Annotated in this window: 16 protein-coding genes; 6 read left to right on the forward strand and 10 right to left on the reverse strand. The window is 37.9% G+C overall.

Annotated features, from left to right (window positions below; translation table 11 throughout):
- Positions 1–357: 357 nt before the first annotated feature.
- A complete protein-coding gene (locus tag ACJZU6_RS17770) occupies positions 358–945 on the reverse strand; it encodes a hypothetical protein (protein ID WP_408900975.1) in 588 nt (195 codons plus the stop codon).
- 1,288 nt (positions 946–2,233) lie between these two features.
- On the opposite strand from ACJZU6_RS17770, the gene ACJZU6_RS17775 reads away from it, so the two are divergent.
- Positions 2,234–2,545, forward strand: a complete 312-nt coding sequence (locus ACJZU6_RS17775; protein WP_408900976.1) for a hypothetical protein — start codon at positions 2,234–2,236, stop codon at positions 2,543–2,545.
- Positions 2,546–2,926: 381 nt separating this feature from the next.
- On the forward strand, positions 2,927–3,421 hold the full coding sequence (locus ACJZU6_RS17780) for a hypothetical protein (RefSeq protein WP_408900977.1): 495 nt from the start codon (positions 2,927–2,929) through the stop codon (positions 3,419–3,421).
- 600 nt (positions 3,422–4,021) lie between these two features.
- Here ACJZU6_RS17780 and ACJZU6_RS17785 read toward each other — a convergent pair.
- Both ACJZU6_RS17785 and ACJZU6_RS17790 read right to left on the reverse strand, forming a co-directional pair.
- On the reverse strand, positions 4,022–5,038 hold the full coding sequence (locus tag ACJZU6_RS17785) for an IS110 family transposase (RefSeq protein WP_408900906.1): 1,017 nt from the start codon (positions 5,036–5,038) through the stop codon (positions 4,022–4,024).
- A gap of 106 nt (positions 5,039–5,144) precedes the next feature.
- The gene (locus ACJZU6_RS17790; RefSeq protein WP_408900978.1) at positions 5,145–7,013 is read right to left on the reverse strand and encodes an ABC transporter ATP-binding protein; all 1,869 of its coding nucleotides are present in this window, start codon (positions 7,011–7,013) and stop codon (positions 5,145–5,147) included.
- A gap of 346 nt (positions 7,014–7,359) precedes the next feature.
- On the opposite strand from ACJZU6_RS17790, the gene ACJZU6_RS17795 reads away from it, so the two are divergent.
- A complete protein-coding gene (locus ACJZU6_RS17795; protein ID WP_408900979.1) occupies positions 7,360–7,980 on the forward strand; it encodes a DUF1294 domain-containing protein in 621 nt (206 codons plus the stop codon).
- A gap of 109 nt (positions 7,981–8,089) precedes the next feature.
- Here the strand turns inward: ACJZU6_RS17795 and ACJZU6_RS17800 are convergent, their stop codons facing one another.
- Positions 8,090–8,422, reverse strand: a complete 333-nt coding sequence (locus tag ACJZU6_RS17800) for an SMR family transporter (RefSeq protein WP_199190789.1) — start codon at positions 8,420–8,422, stop codon at positions 8,090–8,092.
- 534 nt (positions 8,423–8,956) lie between these two features.
- Between ACJZU6_RS17800 and ACJZU6_RS17805 the strand changes: the two genes are divergently transcribed.
- Positions 8,957–9,421, forward strand: coding sequence for a septal ring lytic transglycosylase RlpA family protein (locus tag ACJZU6_RS17805; RefSeq protein ID WP_199190788.1), 465 nt, complete (start codon positions 8,957–8,959; stop codon positions 9,419–9,421).
- A 152-nt stretch (positions 9,422–9,573) separates the two neighbouring features.
- Here ACJZU6_RS17805 and ACJZU6_RS17810 read toward each other — a convergent pair whose 3' ends face one another.
- Together ACJZU6_RS17810 and ACJZU6_RS17815 are read right to left on the reverse strand one after the other, a co-directional pair.
- Entirely contained in the window at positions 9,574–10,359 is a 786-nt protein-coding gene (locus ACJZU6_RS17810; protein ID WP_080156211.1) for a DUF2076 family protein, read from the reverse strand.
- A 403-nt stretch (positions 10,360–10,762) separates the two neighbouring features.
- Positions 10,763–11,482: an HAD family phosphatase gene (locus tag ACJZU6_RS17815; protein WP_235865788.1), complete on the reverse strand. Its 720-nt coding sequence runs from the start codon at positions 11,480–11,482 to the stop codon at positions 10,763–10,765.
- A 251-nt stretch (positions 11,483–11,733) separates the two neighbouring features.
- Here ACJZU6_RS17815 and ACJZU6_RS17820 point away from each other — a divergent pair, with 251 nt between their 5' ends.
- The gene (locus ACJZU6_RS17820) at positions 11,734–12,072 is read left to right on the forward strand and encodes a hypothetical protein (RefSeq protein WP_408900980.1); all 339 of its coding nucleotides are present in this window, start codon (positions 11,734–11,736) and stop codon (positions 12,070–12,072) included.
- Positions 12,073–12,133: 61 nt separating this feature from the next.
- Here the strand turns inward: ACJZU6_RS17820 and ACJZU6_RS17825 are convergent, their stop codons facing one another.
- On the reverse strand, positions 12,134–12,457 hold the full coding sequence (locus ACJZU6_RS17825) for a hypothetical protein (protein ID WP_327766847.1): 324 nt from the start codon (positions 12,455–12,457) through the stop codon (positions 12,134–12,136).
- Between the two features lie 230 nt (positions 12,458–12,687).
- Here ACJZU6_RS17825 and ACJZU6_RS17830 point away from each other — a divergent pair, with 230 nt between their 5' ends.
- Positions 12,688–14,427 carry an amidohydrolase gene (locus tag ACJZU6_RS17830; protein ID WP_408900981.1) on the forward strand — a complete coding sequence of 580 codons (1,740 nt, stop codon included), beginning with the start codon at positions 12,688–12,690 and terminating at the stop codon, positions 14,425–14,427.
- A gap of 126 nt (positions 14,428–14,553) precedes the next feature.
- On the opposite strand, the gene ACJZU6_RS17835 is transcribed toward ACJZU6_RS17830, so the two are convergent.
- From ACJZU6_RS17835 to ACJZU6_RS17845, 3 genes are all read right to left on the reverse strand, one after another.
- A complete protein-coding gene (locus ACJZU6_RS17835; protein WP_408900982.1) occupies positions 14,554–14,715 on the reverse strand; it encodes a hypothetical protein in 162 nt (53 codons plus the stop codon).
- A gap of 51 nt (positions 14,716–14,766) precedes the next feature.
- Entirely contained in the window at positions 14,767–15,060 is a 294-nt protein-coding gene (locus ACJZU6_RS17840; protein ID WP_408900983.1) for a hypothetical protein, read from the reverse strand.
- Between the two features lie 187 nt (positions 15,061–15,247).
- Positions 15,248–16,633: a class II fumarate hydratase gene (locus ACJZU6_RS17845; RefSeq protein WP_408900984.1), complete on the reverse strand. Its 1,386-nt coding sequence runs from the start codon at positions 16,631–16,633 to the stop codon at positions 15,248–15,250.
- Positions 16,634–16,799 lie beyond the last annotated feature (166 nt).

Consider the following 16,799-nt stretch of genomic DNA (forward strand, 5'->3'; position numbering starts at 1 on the left):
AACATTAAAAATAAAAAGTTAAAATAATGAAATAAAAAAGGGGTAAAACCAGAGATATTGCATTTTTCTTATATAAATAACAAATCAACACCCATAACTTTTTATCTTGTTGCTGCCATTCCCAACAACACATACCGTGTCCAAATGACGTCATTCCCTACAGTGAATGGCCCGCGAGGGCGATAGGGGATCTACCATCTGCGCGTTGTAGAGCTATTATTTTTGGTGGTGTCTGTAATGCTCAAACACGTGCTGAATAAATCATGGATAGTCCTCGTGAAAAATTATGGCAGTCCTATGTTTCGAGTAATTGAGATAATGGCATCCTTGCCATTGGTAGGAACCTTGTTTGTGAGGTTATGCCCAATGTGATTGTATTACTTCAATCTCATCTTGGATTCTGTGATGCATTCGATCTGGATTATCATTAAAGAAAAACTCTTGTCCAGTGGCTAGGTCTAAAACTGAATAAGTGAAGTCATCGTCACTTATGACGTCAGATATTAAATAACAAATAATGTTTGCGCGTTCTTGAGTCATTCTATCACTTGCATTGAAGTGAAGTTTTACAAGCCTCGGTAAACCATTGACAACAACATTTAGCTCAGGGTTGCAGTTGATACTTGTTTGAAGATAGTTGAAATGGCCATGAGGTGGAGTATATGCAGTAATATTTTTTCCGGACTGCCAGTCTTTAAAATTATTAGCTACTTTTTCAAAGTTAACTTTTTTACCATTGTCTTTCTGCTTGCGAGCAACTTCATACAAATGTGAAATATGGCGTTTATGGATAAAAAGGCTTTTTATTGCAGTACGAAGAGGTAGGTAGTAATCACGGAAAAATTGGTATTCACCTCGATTGGCAATACGATGAATCTTTGTAATTTTTGGTGTACCTGTTGTAACAAATATTGATGAAAACTCAGAGACACCATAATTAGGCATATTATTTCCTCAGTTATCCTGTACGAATTGTATACAGTGAAAATTAAACCTTGATAAAAGTAAGGTCAATTGCTTTTGCTGTGTACATATACAGTTACATGTGTTGCATATTTTGAATCTGATATTGGTCACTATTTTTAGTTGCTAAGTCCCCATATATTGTGTTTTAGTTTTTTTAATGTCTATATCTTGTGAATTATACAATAATGGACACCCATAACTTTTATCTCGCTGTTGCCACTCTCAACAACACATACCTGTGTCCAAATTCCGTCATTCCCTACAGTGAATGCCCGCGAGGGCGATAGGGAATCTACTATCCGCGCGTTGTAGAGTTATTTTTTCGTTGGCTTCTCTAATGCTTAAACTCGTGTTGAATAGCTCACGGTTAGTCCTCATAAATTTATGGCTGTCCTATGTTTCTTAATGGCTTCTGCTAATAGTCTTATGAGGTAATTAATGGCTAGCCAAACATACGACGTCGCACATATTAGAGAGCAAGGTCAAGATATGATCATCGTGCCTGTGTCTTCTCGAGTTCAATCAATGTCCAGCCAACAGCAAAATGAATTAAATCAATCGCTTCAGTATTATGCCAATGATGCTGGTTTATCTGGAGAGGTGTGCTTGGTATGGGAATACGGAAATTGCTTTTACTTTCTTGCCCCACGACCTTGGCATCCGTTCTTCAAAAATATAGATATGCGCTTTGTAGCCTCGAATATAAATAGGAAGCTTACTTGTATGAGTTAGCATCAGGATTATAACAATAAGGGTATGTGTCGCGGAGCTGACACCTATCCAAAGTGTTGGACAAGTCCAAGTGACCTTGTATTAGTAATATCTTATGAGAATTAATAGTTTACCGTATAATTATTTTAAGTTTTGATCGTAATGTGAAGAAAAATAATAGACACCCATAACTTTTTCTCTCGCTGCTGCCATTCTCAACAACAATGCCTGCGTTCAAACTTCGTTATTCTTTACAACATATGCCGTGTTTAAATTCCGTCATTCCCTACAGTGAATGCCCGCGAGGGCGATAGGGAATCTACTATTTGCGCGTTGTAGAGCTATTATTTCGTTGGTGTTTGTAATGCTCAAACGTGTGATGAATAGATCATGGTAGCCCTCAAATAAATATGGCTGCCGCATGTTGCTTTCATTTTAAGAAATGTTTGGAAATCATCACAAAATAGTTTTAAAAATTAAAGAGATAATATGTATTTACCCAGTTGTGACTTATGATTAATAAATTTACTGCATATGATCATGAGATATTCATAATATGAGATGTTTATTAGTTACAGGCCATCGTTTACCAAAGTTCTATAAAGCTAATGGTGAGGTTGTAGAAGTAGAGCTCAATTACATTGAGTCAAAAATTGTTGCTGAAATAGATGAAGAAGGCGTGCTTTCTTATACAATTTTTGGTGGGACACCGCCTACCGTTAGAAATCTCTGGATGGTTGATTCAATTGAAAAGTCATTAGTTAAGCTTAGTACACATGATGTTTTTCCTTATAAGAGTAAATTAGCAGCAAAAGAGAATGCTAAACGGTTAGGGCTACAAACATTCAAATATATTCCAGTCCCATAAAGTAAGAGATTATCGAGAAATTATGGACGCACATAACTTTTTTTCTCGCTGCTGCCATTCTCAACAACACATGCCGTGTTCAAATGTCGTTATTCCCTACAGTGAATGCCCGCGAGGGCGATAGGGAACTCTACTATTCACGTGTTGTAGAGCTATTATTTTCGTTAGTGTTTGTAATGCTCAAACACGTGCTGAATAAATCATGGATAGTCCTCGTGAAAAATTATGGCTGTCCCATGGTTTATTAAAAAATGGAGATGTGAACTAACATCATGATATATAAGTTTAACTTATTAGTATAACTTCATTTGATAAATATACTTTTGCGTAAAAGTCAGAATGCATATTAATGTTATATGTATCAATATGTTGAGATTTAGAATGAAAACTAGAAAAACACCAACAGATCTAGAGTTGTTAAACTACATTTACAATTATTATTACGAGTCGTACGCAAAGTGGGACAAAGAAGAGAGTAAGGAGCGCCAATCTAAAATATACGTCCCAATTGATTGCCAGTTGATCGCTAAACATTTTGGTATAGATCGAGATGTGGTTTTTGGTCGGCTTTACTATCATTTAGAAAAAAAGTACGGCTATAAACAAGATGATGGTTCAAATGTTCACTTTTTTGCTTTCAAAGTTGGCAATGAAAATAAATGTATACACTTTCCATACTTAGCATCTGTTCTAGCTGACCTTAGACTGGAACATAAGCGTTTTAGGTGGACGGTTTTTCTCTCTTCGATGGCAATTATTTTATCCGCTATATCTATTGGTATTACAGCTTACAAAGAGATTGCCATACATCAAGAAGAAGTATATAACGCGGTTATAACAGATACTCAATGTTTGGAAAATTCGATTAAGAATTAAGTTTTATGTTTACGGAGTAAAGCACTGCTTATTATTAGTGCGTATAAATATATTTACTGTTAAATACAGCCGTTTTTAGGAAAAATGAATGCTATGTGTCGAATGGCTGATCTGATATTTGTACTTTCTAAAAAGAGATTAATCGAATTGCATCGTAACCAATTATTGTCTTCATCAAAACTGAGTTCCTGTAAATTTTCAGGATTACTAGCCGTGTAGTGGGCGAGTGAATTTGACCACTTGATTGGACATTTGCAATAACTAAAGTTATTCGTAGATTACTAAATTAATAAAATCCCTGACTCGTTTCTGTCCACCTTCGAGTCAGTGAGATCTACGCTGACTTGTGATCACCATAAAGCATATAAAAAATGTATGGTCCGCCTCGTTATTGCAAGTGCAAATTTCGATAACGAGGTTGGTTTGCGCTAATGTATTCGGAGTTTAATTGAAGTTAACTTACTTAAACTTCATCTCCACGATAAGCTCCGCGCCAGATAATCCTTAAAAAGCCGAAAGTGTATAATCACTGTTTTTTGTATCAGGTCCTTTATCTGGTGGTTTAACCGTTCTGTTATCTCTCTACACATGCAAATCTGATTAATTTAGTTTTCTAAATGGCAATCCAGTTACCATTACTGACCAAGCGATCCTTGCCAACTTATTAGCTAACGCCACAACTACAACATTAAATGGTTTTCGTTTTAATAATTCTGTTATCCAATCCCCAAAAATAGCTTCAGCTATTTTTGGCCTTGATATCAAAGCTCGTGCTCCATGAATAAATAATGTCCTTAATGACTTATTCCCTCGTTTACTGATACCCAGCAGTGTGGATTTCCCTCCTGTTGAATATTGACGAGGAACTAAGCCTACCCATGCTGCTAAATGTCGTCCATTTTTAAAATCTTTTGGTGATGGTACTTCTGATAAACATGCGCTCGCAATCATCGGTCCAATACCTGGGATAGTTTGTAATAATTCACCCATTTCTGATTCTTTCAAAACTGCTTTTATCTTTTTATCTTGCTCAGCAATCTTTTGATGTAAATATTGATAATGCTCATAAAGAACAGCTAATTCTTGAAGCAAAAGTGGTGGTAAGGTGTGATTTTTATCGGCAAGCCATTGAAATAATTTTCCCATGGCAGCGTGTCCACGAGGAAAATTGATACCAAATTCAAGTAGTAGTGCACCAATGCGACACATCGTTGCTGTTTGTTCTTTAATAAACCCAGAACGGATACGTTGTACTGCAGATAAAATTTGGGATTCTTCAGTTTTGACACTAACAAAACGCATTGAAGGTCTAGCAGAAGCTTCAGCGATAGCATCAGCATCAATGTAGTCATTTTTGTTAGTTTTTACATAGGGTTTAACGTATTGAGGAGGGATTAGTTTGGTGTTATGTCCAAAAGATTGGCACTTTCTTGCTAGCCAGTGAGATCCAGCACAAGATTCCATCGCAACAGTAGTTTTATCAAGTTGAAGCAATATTTTTAATAGTTGAGCACGGTTACATTTTTTGCGATATACCTCACGGCCCGCATAATCGTGCCCAATTAGATGAAATGAAGTTTTGCCTAAATCAATACCAAGTACTTTAATTAACATGATGGTTCGCCTCTCTAGATACTCACAACTAAAGCCTAGCGGCTTTAGAGTGAGGCGGACCATCTAATTAAGCCGCTAAAAAAGCGGCTTCATTGTAGTGGTAATATCTCTATATATTCCGATTCAAATCATCAGCGCTGTCAGAAACATCCTGCTCGCCAATAAACCCACCCGTCTGATGCGCCCATAATTGTGCATAAATTCCATTTTGCTGTAATAACTCAGCATGGGAGCCTTGCTCAATGATTTGGCCTTTATCAAGGATAATTAAACGATCCATCGCGGCAATGGTCGATAAACGGTGGGCAATGGCTATGACGGTTTTACCTTGCATCAATTTATTAAGACTGTCTTGAATCGCGGCTTCAACTTCAGAATCTAACGCTGATGTGGCTTCATCTAGAATCAATATCGGAGCGTTTTTAAGTAAGACCCGTGAAATAGCAATTCGCTGACGTTGTCCTCCTGAAAGTTTAACGCCACGTTCACCCACTTGAGCATCATAGCCGACATTACCAAAAGAATCGGTGAGCGTTTCAATAAACTCATGGGCATGTGCTTGATGTGTTGCCGCTAATAAACGTTCTTCACCAGCATCAGGGGCGCCATAGAGTATGTTTTCACGAATAGAGCGATGCAGCAATGAGGTGTCTTGGGTAACCATACCAATGTTACAACGTAACGAATTTTGAGTGGCAGAGGTAATGTCTTTGCCATCAATACGTATCTGTCCGCCTTCAACATCATGGAAGCGCAATAATAGGTTAACTAAGGTTGATTTACCTGCGCCAGAACGCCCGACTAAACCCACTTTTTCACCGGGTTTAATATTGAGGTTAAGATGGCTGATCACGCCTTTATTTTCGCCATAATGGAAGCTAACATCATCAAATTCAATACCACCTTGAGTGACATCTAATGGTTTAGCATCAGGGGCATCTTCAATCGCAATTGGCTTTGATAAAGTTTTCATGCCATCCACAACCGTACCGATGTTTTCAAATAATGCGCCCACTTCCCACATGATCCACATCGACATACCATTGATGCGTAATGCAAGGCTGATAGCAATCGCGATCGCACCCACTTGAATTGCACTGTGCATCCATAGATAAATCGAGATCGCAGAAATAGCAAACAGCAGGGTATAGTTAGTTAATTGAACACAGAAGTTAAACCCTGTTACTAACCGCATTTGTTGATGAACCGTGCTTAAAAAGCCTTTCATGCCTTTTTCGGCATATTCGGTTTCACGTTGATCGTGAGAGAATAATTTAACTGTGGAAATATTGGTGTAGCTGTCCACAATTGAGCCCGTCATGGTTGAACGTGCGTCTGCTTGTTCTGCTGCAATGTGTTTAAGTTTAGGTACAAAATAAAGTTGAATACACACATAAGCGGCTAACCAAAATAACATTGGTAGCATTAATAGCCAGTCAGCTTGGGCTAGAATGACTAACGATGACGTAAAATATACCGAGACATAGACAAATACGTCAGCGGTTTTCATTACTGTTTCACGCACCGCAAGTGAGGTTTGCATGACCTTGGTCGCGATACGACCAGCAAAATCATCTTGATAGAACGACACACTTTGCTTGAGCAAGTAACGGTGTGCTAACCATCGAATTGACATCGGATAGTTACCCAGTAATGATTGATGGGTAATTAATGATGAAATTAATACCAGTGTTGGCATTAAGACCAAAATAACCAACCCTAACCAAAACAGACTCGTACCATTTTGAGCCAGAAAAGTATGTGGATCACTTTCTGTCAGCCAATCAACCAGTTTTCCCATGAAACCGAATAACACAACTTCGAGAATAGCAACAGTTGCACTAAGGATTGCCATTATAAGCAATGGCTTTTCAAAGCCTCGGCTATAGTAACGACAAAAAGCAATAATACCTTGTGGTGGTTGCTCAGGGTCTTGTTTGGGAAATGCTTCCGTGAAATTTTCAAAGCGTTTAAACATGGTTCACCTAATTTGATGAAAGGCGCAATAAGCAAATTAACGAGATGTATAGATGAATATTAAGCCGTGGTTACGACAATTATTTTAATAACAATAATGGAAGAGGGTGTGTTGCTATTGTATGCATTACTTTAATTGCACTCAACAATTGTGATATTTTTAATGATGAAAGTATTAACTTGATAGCAAAAAAAGGTTTACGGCAGTGTAATGTCGTTATAGCCGTTATTAAACAAAGTATTCATTGATAATTGTTATAATAAAGCATCAGTAATTCATGGTGTTATCTATTATTCATCGTTAATTAATCTTCGTTCTGTTTACAGTGTAAAACAATAGGTAAAACATGAAATATAAAGGCACGGTTGTGCAATGGAATCATCAAAAAGGCTTTGGCTTTATTCAACCTCAAACGGGTGGTGAGAATGTGTTTTTTCATATCAGCGCACTAGTGGATCGCCAAAGCCACCCTAGAGTGAATGAAAGTGTACATTATCAATTGGGTCGGGATAATAAAGGTAAGCAAGCTGCACAAGCTGTTGAATTTGTTAAGCCTCATTCTGGGTTAGATAAATATACGGCTCCAATGAGTAAGGCCCAAGGATTCAGTGTGTTGTTCCTTGGATTGGTTAGCCTGTGTGTATGGTTATTTCAGTGCCCGTATTGGGTATTAATTGGTTATGTCTGTTTAAGTATTGTGACTTTTGCTGTGTATGCCCATGATAAACGAGCAGCACGCAAAGAGGCATGGCGAACCAAAGAAGCGAGCTTGCATTTATTAGCATTAGCTGGTGGTTGGCCTGGTGCGTTATGGGCGCAGAAAATCCTGCGGCATAAATCACAAAAACAACCGTTTAAAGCTATTTTATGGCTAACAATTTTTATTAATATCAGTGTTTTTATTATTGTATTTACGCCACTAGGGCAGCACTGGCTACATAACGTTATTGCTTCTATTGGGTATTAACTACCACGGTGTTGGTGGTTGCTGTATTGGTGTTAAAAACAGAGGAGAAGTTAAGGCTTCTCCTGTTTAGTTTTAAATGAAAACAACGATAAAGGTTTAATTGAGAGGGTTAATGCGAAACAGTTTTTGATAAAAGGTTAACCACTAATACACCCGCAATAATTAATCCAATACCAATAATAGCGGGTAAGTCTAAGCGTTGACCATAAGCAAAATAGCTAATGGTTGCGACCAGAACAATGCCTGAACCACTCCAGATTGCATATACAATTCCCACTGGCATGGTTTTTACGGTGACAGATAATAAGAAAAACGCAATCGCGTAACCTGTAATAATAATCACACTGGGTACCAGTTTCGTAAATTGCTCTGCTTTGGGTATAAACGAAGTGGCAATGACTTCAAAAATGATGGCAATTGATAATGCGACCAATGGTGGCATTGACGTTAATAACTTAAACATAAAATATATCTGTATTGATTGAAAACGGGCATTTTAAAAGGCTTTGTGGTGCGCGACTAGGGTAAAGTTACGTAATTTATATTTACCTTGTTTCAATAATGCACAGAGTTATGCAATGCATTTTGCACGGTTACATATAAATTATATTCGCATAAAGGATATTAATACTATGACAATGGCGGTAATGGATATTATTAGTGGCTATTTTATTTATATCACTAAAAAATAGACGTTGGCATGCAGCTTGCTCTGTATATATTGTCATTGCTTATTTTTACAATGGACGTAGAAATAAAAGATGGTGCGAGAACAGTATGTTTTATTATTTCCTTTTTGTAACCGACATTATCAATAATGTCGGTTTTTTTTATTTAAAAATCGTAAATTTTAATTCGTTCCATTTTTACGTACATTTGGTGATAGAATTTAGTAAGCACTGGCTGTTTTATATTGATGTATAACTAAACAGCTGAATCATAATGTTCGGTGGAGGTCATTAGTATGAATAGGTCTATGATACGAAATTGGGGTTTAAGTTCGGTTCTTTTGATTATAGTGTCTGGGTGTGCAACATCAGATATACCTGATAAAACAGCAAAGGTTGAACCACAACGACCAGTGTTGATCGTAAAACCTGTTGAGTATAAGAAAGAGGTTACACAAATATCAGCACCAACATCTTCATCAAAGGTGATTTATGGCAAAGCGTCTTTTTATGCCAATATGTTTCAAGGGCGAAAGACAGCGAATGGACAAATTTTTGATCAAGGTAAGCTTACCGCTGCCCACCGTACATTGCCTTTTGGTACAAGAGTAAAAGTAACCAACACCAGTAATCATAAAAGTGTGATTGTTACTATTAATGATCGTGGGCCTTTTATTCGTGGGCGTATGATTGATTTATCAAGTTCTGCATTTAAAGCCATTGGTAATCCTCGCACTGGCGTATTAAACGTTACGATGGAAATTTTAAAATAAACGCAATATTTTTTGTAAGCTGGTGTCAGGATACTGAGGTAATGCTTGCAGCAGAAGGGTGGTGAAATAAGCATGGCGAGAGATTGAGAGCTGGCTTATATAATAAACAAAGAGCGCATAAGCGCTCTTTGTTGTAGGTCAGGACAAAGCGATTAGAAATCGTCGTCGTCGCCACCAAAATCACCGCCAAAGCCGCCGTCGGTATCACCAAAACCGCTATTGTTAGCAAAGGTGTCGTCGTTGCCAAAACCACTGTCGTCACCGAAACCTGAGTTACCAAAGCCGTTATCATCACCGCCGAAGCCTGAATCACCAAAGCCGCCATTGTTATCGCCAAAGCCTGCATCACCAAAACCACCGGTGTAGTCAGAAGCGAAGCTGTTTGAGTCATCATTTAAGAAGCTTTCATTATCAGCTTGTGGATCAGTCGTTGCGTCAGCTGCTGTATCCGTCTGTGCTGTGTCTGTTGCTGAAGTATCTGTTGCCGCGTCAGCTGCTGGTGCTGGATCTGCCGCTGCTGTTTCAGCTGGTTTATCATCAAACAGCATATTACTGATCACGCTGCCTGCAACCATACCCGCCGCGACACCCGCTGCTGTTTGCATGAAACCACCAAAAGCACTTGGTTGGCGAACAGGGGGTTGTGGAGGCTGTGGAGGCGCTTGACGAGAGCCACCAAACATACGGCTCATGGTGCCACGGTTTGATTCTTCTTTATAATATTCAGCGTTTTTCTCTAGGTAATCGTTCTTTTCTTTTAATTGCTTTAATGCCATTTCTTGCACAAGAACCGCTTGTGTTAGTTTGTAGATAGCATCAGGCTGTGCGCCAATTTCAGTGTTAATAAATTGCTCTGCTTCTGCATCTTTCTTGCTTTCAGGGCTTTTTTGAAGCTTAGCAGCAACGCTTTGAATAAGTTCTTTTTCTTGTGGAGTCATTATAATTACCTTCTCAATACCCTGTCAGTGGTAGGGTGTACCGTTGCTTGGTTGATGGTCGTTTCGCTAACATCAGCCTTGCTAAATAAGATTATTCACAAATTATAGTATTCCCATACCGATGTTGAATAGGTGATGAATACACCATCATAATTTGTAAATCGAAATAGAATGCGCGAATACTGTATTACGTTCGCTGTACTACATCTATAGTTTGCTACAAGAAATTTAATTTAGTTTGTTACTATCTGTAAATGGGTACTGATAAATGTATTATCAAGCATAATGATACTATTTATTGTTTGATGAGCAATCGGCTCTCATTATTGTGCGTTTTTTATAGTGATCGTGTTGCTTATTTTGAGAAGGTGGGCGCTAATATAACGAAAGGGGAAGAACGCCGTTAACGAAGAATATTGTTGTCGTGACGCCAATCCATGATCGTCCATTCTTGCATCTGAGCATGCATGGCTAATATTGGATCAGGATTAACAGCAAAAGGCTTATTTACCAAGCTAAGTAATGGTAAATCATTGATTGAATCGCTATAGCCATAACTGCCTTTGTAGCTGTGTTTTTGTTGTTGTAACCATAACTTTAAACGTTCAACTTTTCCTTCTTTAAAACTTAATATTCCGGTTGTTTTTCCAGTATATACCCCTTGATTTTGTTCTATTTCAATTGCAATAACATTATCAATACCAAGGGCGGTTGCTATTGGTTTTACCAGATGCTCGCCTGTCGCAGAAATAATCAAAATATGATCTCCTCGTTTGCGATGCCATGCGATACGATCAAGTGCTTGTGGATATATTGCTGGTATAATAATGTCTTGAATAAAGTCATCAACCAGTTGTTTTATCTCGTTAGGACTTTTCCCTTTTAGTGGTTCAAGTGTCGTGGTCATGTAACTGTTCATATCTAGCGTGCCTTTAGCATAGGCGATCATCATGGTGGCTTCATGTGTGAGTAATGTAACAGGCGCTAGCCCTTTCTCAACAAGGAAATGGCTCCATAGGCGGGCTGAGTCTGCTGCAATAAGGGTTTCATCTAAGTCAAAAATAGCAAGGTAAGATGGCATCGTTATGTTGTTATTGGTTATCGTCTGAGTGGTAAATGACAAGTGTAATTCCTTCTTTCTTTGTTGTTATATTTATAGTTAGTGTGTAATTAGCCATCAGAGTAGGAAATAACGATGACACTTTTATGATGTTCCGATGTTGTTTTTACTACATTTGATTACGTAACTTGTTCGTGGCGAGCATTTTCTGAGTACTACAGGGTTATGCAATATAAAAATGATCTTATGTTATTTTTGTAGTGGTGGGTGTAATTTATCGTTAACGATAGATGTCTCTTCAATAGGAAATGGCGATGAGTAATACTGTAGTGATTATTACAACGAGTTGTATTAATAATCTAGATCTTGCCTCTGAATTGGCACAACAGCAGGTTGTTGTTACTGATATTGAGCAAATACAGATTCAATTAGCGGATAATACCACCGTGGTGTTTCAAAAAGACGCTGCTTTACAACATTATATGAACACGCTTTTAGGAACAAATTTAAAGCGTGTATTTAGAAATAATACCCATCAACTTAATCACTTAACTGAAAAGTCAGTCAATATAGATGGCACGCTACTATTATTAAAAGCTGACGGTGATTGGCTACGAATGCAATCTGATAATGGCACCTTAGCACAGTTGTAATGGCCTAAGGCGGGGTGGCCAATCTAAATCAATACGATAGATTGGCCATTAACAGATATAATTAGCGGATTACTTCGCAAACACGTTTATTATTGGTGTAGTAATAACGGTGGTGGCTGTCAGGTGTATTATCGTTAAATTCTTTATCGATAACATAAGGCGTGCCTTTGGCAAAAAGCCAGATAAATTGCTCAATAGCTTCGTCAAATTGGTCTTCGGTAGCATTTAAGGCGGGCACTGAAAATTTAAATTGCGTTAGCTTTGTTTTATCGACGATAGAACAACGCTCAAAATCTTTAAACCCTAGTTGCTTAAGATTTGGATGCGGCATACCACCAGGTACCATATGTGAGGGTACAGTCAATACAGCTTGAGCAAGATTCATCGTATATTCTTCCTTATAATACTAATCTATCTATAAATAACTTTAACTGAGTTTGTCACTTGTCTCTAGTTTTAAATATAAATAATCATACGCAATATAGTACAGGCATCTTTAATATAAGACGGGAATAATTAACTGTAAACAATGTTTTAAAATCAATTAATTATTCGTTTTTTTGAATGAGATAGTATATGTTTAATACACGTTAGATTTAAGGATAAATCATGTGTATGAAACAGACTAAAATAGCCTCGTCTTTATTATTTTTATCTTCAGTTATTTCTTTCTCGGCATTTGCTGCCCCATCAACAACACCTGAGACAACCATTTTTTATGGCGGTCCAATTATTACAATGGAAAAGGCAAAACCAACAGCAGAAGCTGTGGTAACGAGTCAATATGGCAAAATTGTTTATGTTGGTTCTGAGAAAGATGCACTAAAACAATATCCAGATTCTAAAAAGATAGATTTGAATGACAAAGTGCTAATGCCTGGCTTTATTGAACAGCATTTACACCCATTTTTAGGTGCATTGACATTAAACATGCCCGTTATTGCGCCAGAAGAGTGGCAGTTACCTAATAAAACATGGCCAGCAGTAACCAATCATGAGGATTATATTGCTGCGCTAACGGCTCAAGAAAAAGCATTAAAAGATCCTAATGAAACATTATGGACATGGGGTTTTAATAACTATTTCCATGGCGAATTATCACGTCAAGAGTTGGATAAGATCTCAAGCACCCGTCCGATTGGTGTATGGCATCGCTCTGCGCATGAGTTTTATGTCAATTCAGCTTTTATTGAAAAATATAAGTTAAACCAAGCGGACGTAGATAAGTTAGGAAAAGAAGTCGCGGATCAAGTTCATTTAGAGAAAGGACATTTCTTAGAAGGTGGCGCATTAATTTATTTATTACCACGCATTGCAACAGATCTTGCCAATAAAGAACGTTTTACTGTTGGATTAAAGCAAATGGTAACCATGTTACACCAAAAAGGTGTGACGGCTTATAATGAGCCTGGTGCTTTTATTCCTGATTATATGATTGACACTTATCTTGATGTGTTAGGCAGTGAATCAACACCTATGTATTCGTTTTTTACACCTGAGAGTAAAACACCTTATTTCACAAAAGGAAAAGAGGGTGTATTAAAAGAAGTGGAGCGTATTACAACGACACTACCAGAAACGGGTAAAGTTCGTTATTTTGATAAACAAGTTAAATTGTTATTTGATGGTGCGATCATTTCACAATTAATGAAAATGAAAGACGGCTATCAAGATGGACATCATGGTGAATGGATTCAAACACCAGAAGATGTGGAAGCGATTACCAAGATCTTCTGGGAAAATGATTACCAAGTATTAGTACATGTAAATGGTGATCTTGGGGTTGAGAAGCTTATTGGTATTTTAGAAAAGCGCCAAGCAGAATATCCACGTAAAGATCACCGTTTTACCATTATTCATTTTGCTAACTCAACTGATGCACAAATTAAGAAGCTAAAATCCCTTGGCGCAATTATTAGCGTAAATCCTTATTACGTGACAGGTTTTAGTGAAAAATTTGGTGAGGTTGGTTTAGGTAAAGAACGTGCTCATGCGATGGTACGTTTAGCCACCATTGAGAAAGAGAACATATCAGTCTCTCTTCATTCTGATGCACCAATGGCACCGTCTGATCCATTACTATTAGCGTGGAGCGCTGCCACACGTATTACCAACTCAGGGAACGTCGTGCGTCCTGATTTAGCTTTATCTCGTGATGCAGCATTGCGTGGTATTACGATTGAAGCGGCTTACTCTTGGGGACAAGAACAGAACTTGGGTAGTATCAAAACAGGTAAGATTGCAAACTTTACCATTTTAGAACAAGACCCTTATAAAGTTGAGTTGAAAAAGCTAAAAGATATTCCTATTTATGGTACTGTTTTTGAAGGGAAATTATTTCCAATTGATAAATAACTATTGATGAAGATCTTGAAAGAAGAGCTTTAATTTATAGTACTTAATAAAAAGTACAGTTATAAATAAAAGCGATAAAAAAACCGCCTTCAAAGAGGCGGTTTTTTATGATTTATGGTTAGAGAATTAATCTTTAACCCATTGATCATTTACTTTCTTCATTGATACGGTTTCATTAATCGTATCAACGGTTTGTCCTGCTTTGAAATCACCGTATTTAGCACTAAATGCAACAACCATTACTTCTGCTGCTAGATTATTTTTTAATGTATGCAGTGCTGATGTCATATCATCTTTTGTCGTATCAGCAGTAGTATCGGTCGTATTTGCTGCTGGTGCTTATGGTTTAGCAGCAAGTGCTTTCATTGAGCTCTTAAACTCGTCTAAGCTCTTATTTGCAACTAAGTCGTAGCTTACTTCTGCTTTGTAGTCTGTTTTAGTATCAAGCAATACTTTAGTAATCTTGAGGTTTTTTACTTCAAAAGGCGTTGTTTTTGCAGTAATACCTAGATTAGGCTGCTCGTACTGGCTTGTTTGAACAACATTAGTAATTGTGGACTCGTCAACTTTATCACTACAACCTGCTAAAAATAGTGTTGACGCGATAGCTGCGGCTAAAACAAATTTTTTCATTAATAATGCTCTTTGTTTGTCAGAGATACCCAGCACAAGGTGTTGAACTGGCGTCTATTTATATTATACGTTACATCCAGTTTTACACATGGACAAGTAGCGGCAATGATTAATTGCTTAAGACTAACATTCATTATACTAACATTTCAAAACTGAACAATGTTTTATATTTCTAATTAAAAGGAACTTATTTCGCAATACCGCCTTCGGTAAGCTTTTTAGGATCTAACAATGATTCAAGTTCAGTGCGGCTTAAATCTGTTTCTTGTTCTGCGATATCAATAATAGGACGTTGTTCTTTATAGGCTTTTTTGGCAATGGCTGCCGCTTTTAAATAACCAATAACAGGATTTAACGCGGTGATAAGAATTGGGTTTTTACTCAATGCTTGTTTGATATGTTCATCACGGACAGTGAAGGTCATTATTGCTTTATCTGCTAGTTGAACGGCAGTGGTTGCTAATAAACTAATGCTTTGCAGTAAATTATAGGTAATAACTGGCAGCATTACATTGAGCTGAAAGTTGCCTGATTGACCCGCGACAGTGATTGTGGCGTCGTTACCAATCACTTGTGCTGCCACCATTGCCGCAGCTTCAGGGATCACTGGATTTACTTTTCCCGGCATAATCGATGAACCGGGTTGTAATGGCTCTAACTCAATTTCACCTAGGCCAGCAAGAGGGCCTGAATTCATCCAACGTAGGTCATTAGATATTTTCATGATTGCCACTGCGAGGGTTTTTAACTGCCCCGATAAAGCAACCACAGCATCTTGGCTACTCATGCTATAAAAGAAATTGCTGCTGGTTGCAAAAGGCACGGCGGTTGCAATTGCAATGTTTTTTGTAAATATGGCTGCAAAATGCGGATGGGTGTTGATACCTGTACCAACAGCTGTCCCTCCTTGCGCAAGTGCAGAAACGGTGTCTAATGCTTGTTCTATACCATTACGCGCATGTTCAATTTGGCTTTGCCATCCACCTAATTCTTGTCCTAGTGTAATCGGCATTGCATCCATTAAATGGGTACGACCTGTTTTCACACAATGACTAAATTGCTGACTTTTTTGTGCTAGTACTTGTTCTAAATGCTTTAATGCGGGTAATAGTTGCTGGTGGCAAGTGATAGCGGCACTGACTTGAATGGCTGTTGGAATGGCATCGTTACTGCTTTGACCACGGTTAACATCATCATTAGGGCTGACTGTTATGCCTAATTGTTGTGAGGCTAGTGTTGCAATCACCTCGTTAACATTCATATTAGAGCTGGTACCCGATCCGGTTTGGAATATATCAATGGGAAATTGATCCGAGTGAGCCCCATCAATAATTAGCTGGCAACTGTCAATAATGGCATGGGCTGTTTTATCATCAATTAATTGTAGTTCAAGGTTGGTACGTGCTGCTGCCTGCTTTACATAGGCGAGTGCCTGAATAAAAGCATCTGGCATGGTTAAATCGCTGATAGAGAAATTATTGATAGCACGTTGTGTTTGAGCTTGGTATAACGCGTCTTGTGGGACTTCAACGTCACCCATACTATCAGTTTCGATACGATGTAATTCTGACATAATGTTATCCTTTAAATTGATGATGCTCCAAAACGGTAATGGATGTGGTTCTGACACTATCGTTACTTATTACCATGAGACGATAAGTTATTATAGGCCACTGTTTGGTCGAATTTTTATTGATATCATAGTTTGCGAATACACAGCTATTGTTTTTATTATTAGG

Origin of the sequence: Photobacterium piscicola (assembly GCF_046058925.1) — a bacterium.
Lineage (GTDB): Bacteria > Pseudomonadota > Gammaproteobacteria > Enterobacterales > Vibrionaceae > Photobacterium > Photobacterium piscicola.

What these genes read in the sequence shown, in the direction of transcription:
- ACJZU6_RS17795 (WP_408900979.1), top strand. Translation starts at nt 7,360, where the DNA reads ATGAAATATAAAGGCACGGTTGTGCAATGGAATCATCAAAAAGGCTTT.
- ACJZU6_RS17780 (WP_408900977.1), top strand. Translation starts at nt 2,927, where the DNA reads ATGAAAACTAGAAAAACACCAACAGATCTAGAGTTGTTAAACTACATT.
- ACJZU6_RS17840 (WP_408900983.1), bottom strand. Translation starts at nt 15,060, where the DNA reads ATGAAAAAATTTGTTTTAGCCGCAGCTATCGCGTCAACACTATTTTTA.
- ACJZU6_RS17825 (WP_327766847.1), bottom strand. Translation starts at nt 12,457, where the DNA reads ATGAATCTTGCTCAAGCTGTATTGACTGTACCCTCACATATGGTACCT.
- ACJZU6_RS17830 (WP_408900981.1), top strand. Translation starts at nt 12,688, where the DNA reads ATGAAACAGACTAAAATAGCCTCGTCTTTATTATTTTTATCTTCAGTT.
- ACJZU6_RS17775 (WP_408900976.1), top strand. Translation starts at nt 2,234, where the DNA reads ATGAGATGTTTATTAGTTACAGGCCATCGTTTACCAAAGTTCTATAAA.
- ACJZU6_RS17820 (WP_408900980.1), top strand. Translation starts at nt 11,734, where the DNA reads ATGAGTAATACTGTAGTGATTATTACAACGAGTTGTATTAATAATCTA.
- ACJZU6_RS17790 (WP_408900978.1), bottom strand. Translation starts at nt 7,013, where the DNA reads ATGTTTAAACGCTTTGAAAATTTCACGGAAGCATTTCCCAAACAAGAC.
- ACJZU6_RS17800 (WP_199190789.1), bottom strand. Translation starts at nt 8,422, where the DNA reads ATGCCACCATTGGTCGCATTATCAATTGCCATCATTTTTGAAGTCATT.
- ACJZU6_RS17810 (WP_080156211.1), bottom strand. Translation starts at nt 10,359, where the DNA reads ATGACTCCACAAGAAAAAGAACTTATTCAAAGCGTTGCTGCTAAGCTT.
- ACJZU6_RS17845 (WP_408900984.1), bottom strand. Translation starts at nt 16,633, where the DNA reads ATGTCAGAATTACATCGTATCGAAACTGATAGTATGGGTGACGTTGAA.
- ACJZU6_RS17805 (WP_199190788.1), top strand. Translation starts at nt 8,957, where the DNA reads ATGATACGAAATTGGGGTTTAAGTTCGGTTCTTTTGATTATAGTGTCT.
- ACJZU6_RS17835 (WP_408900982.1), bottom strand. Translation starts at nt 14,715, where the DNA reads ATGACATCAGCACTGCATACATTAAAAAATAATCTAGCAGCAGAAGTA.
- ACJZU6_RS17770 (WP_408900975.1), bottom strand. Translation starts at nt 945, where the DNA reads ATGCCTAATTATGGTGTCTCTGAGTTTTCATCAATATTTGTTACAACA.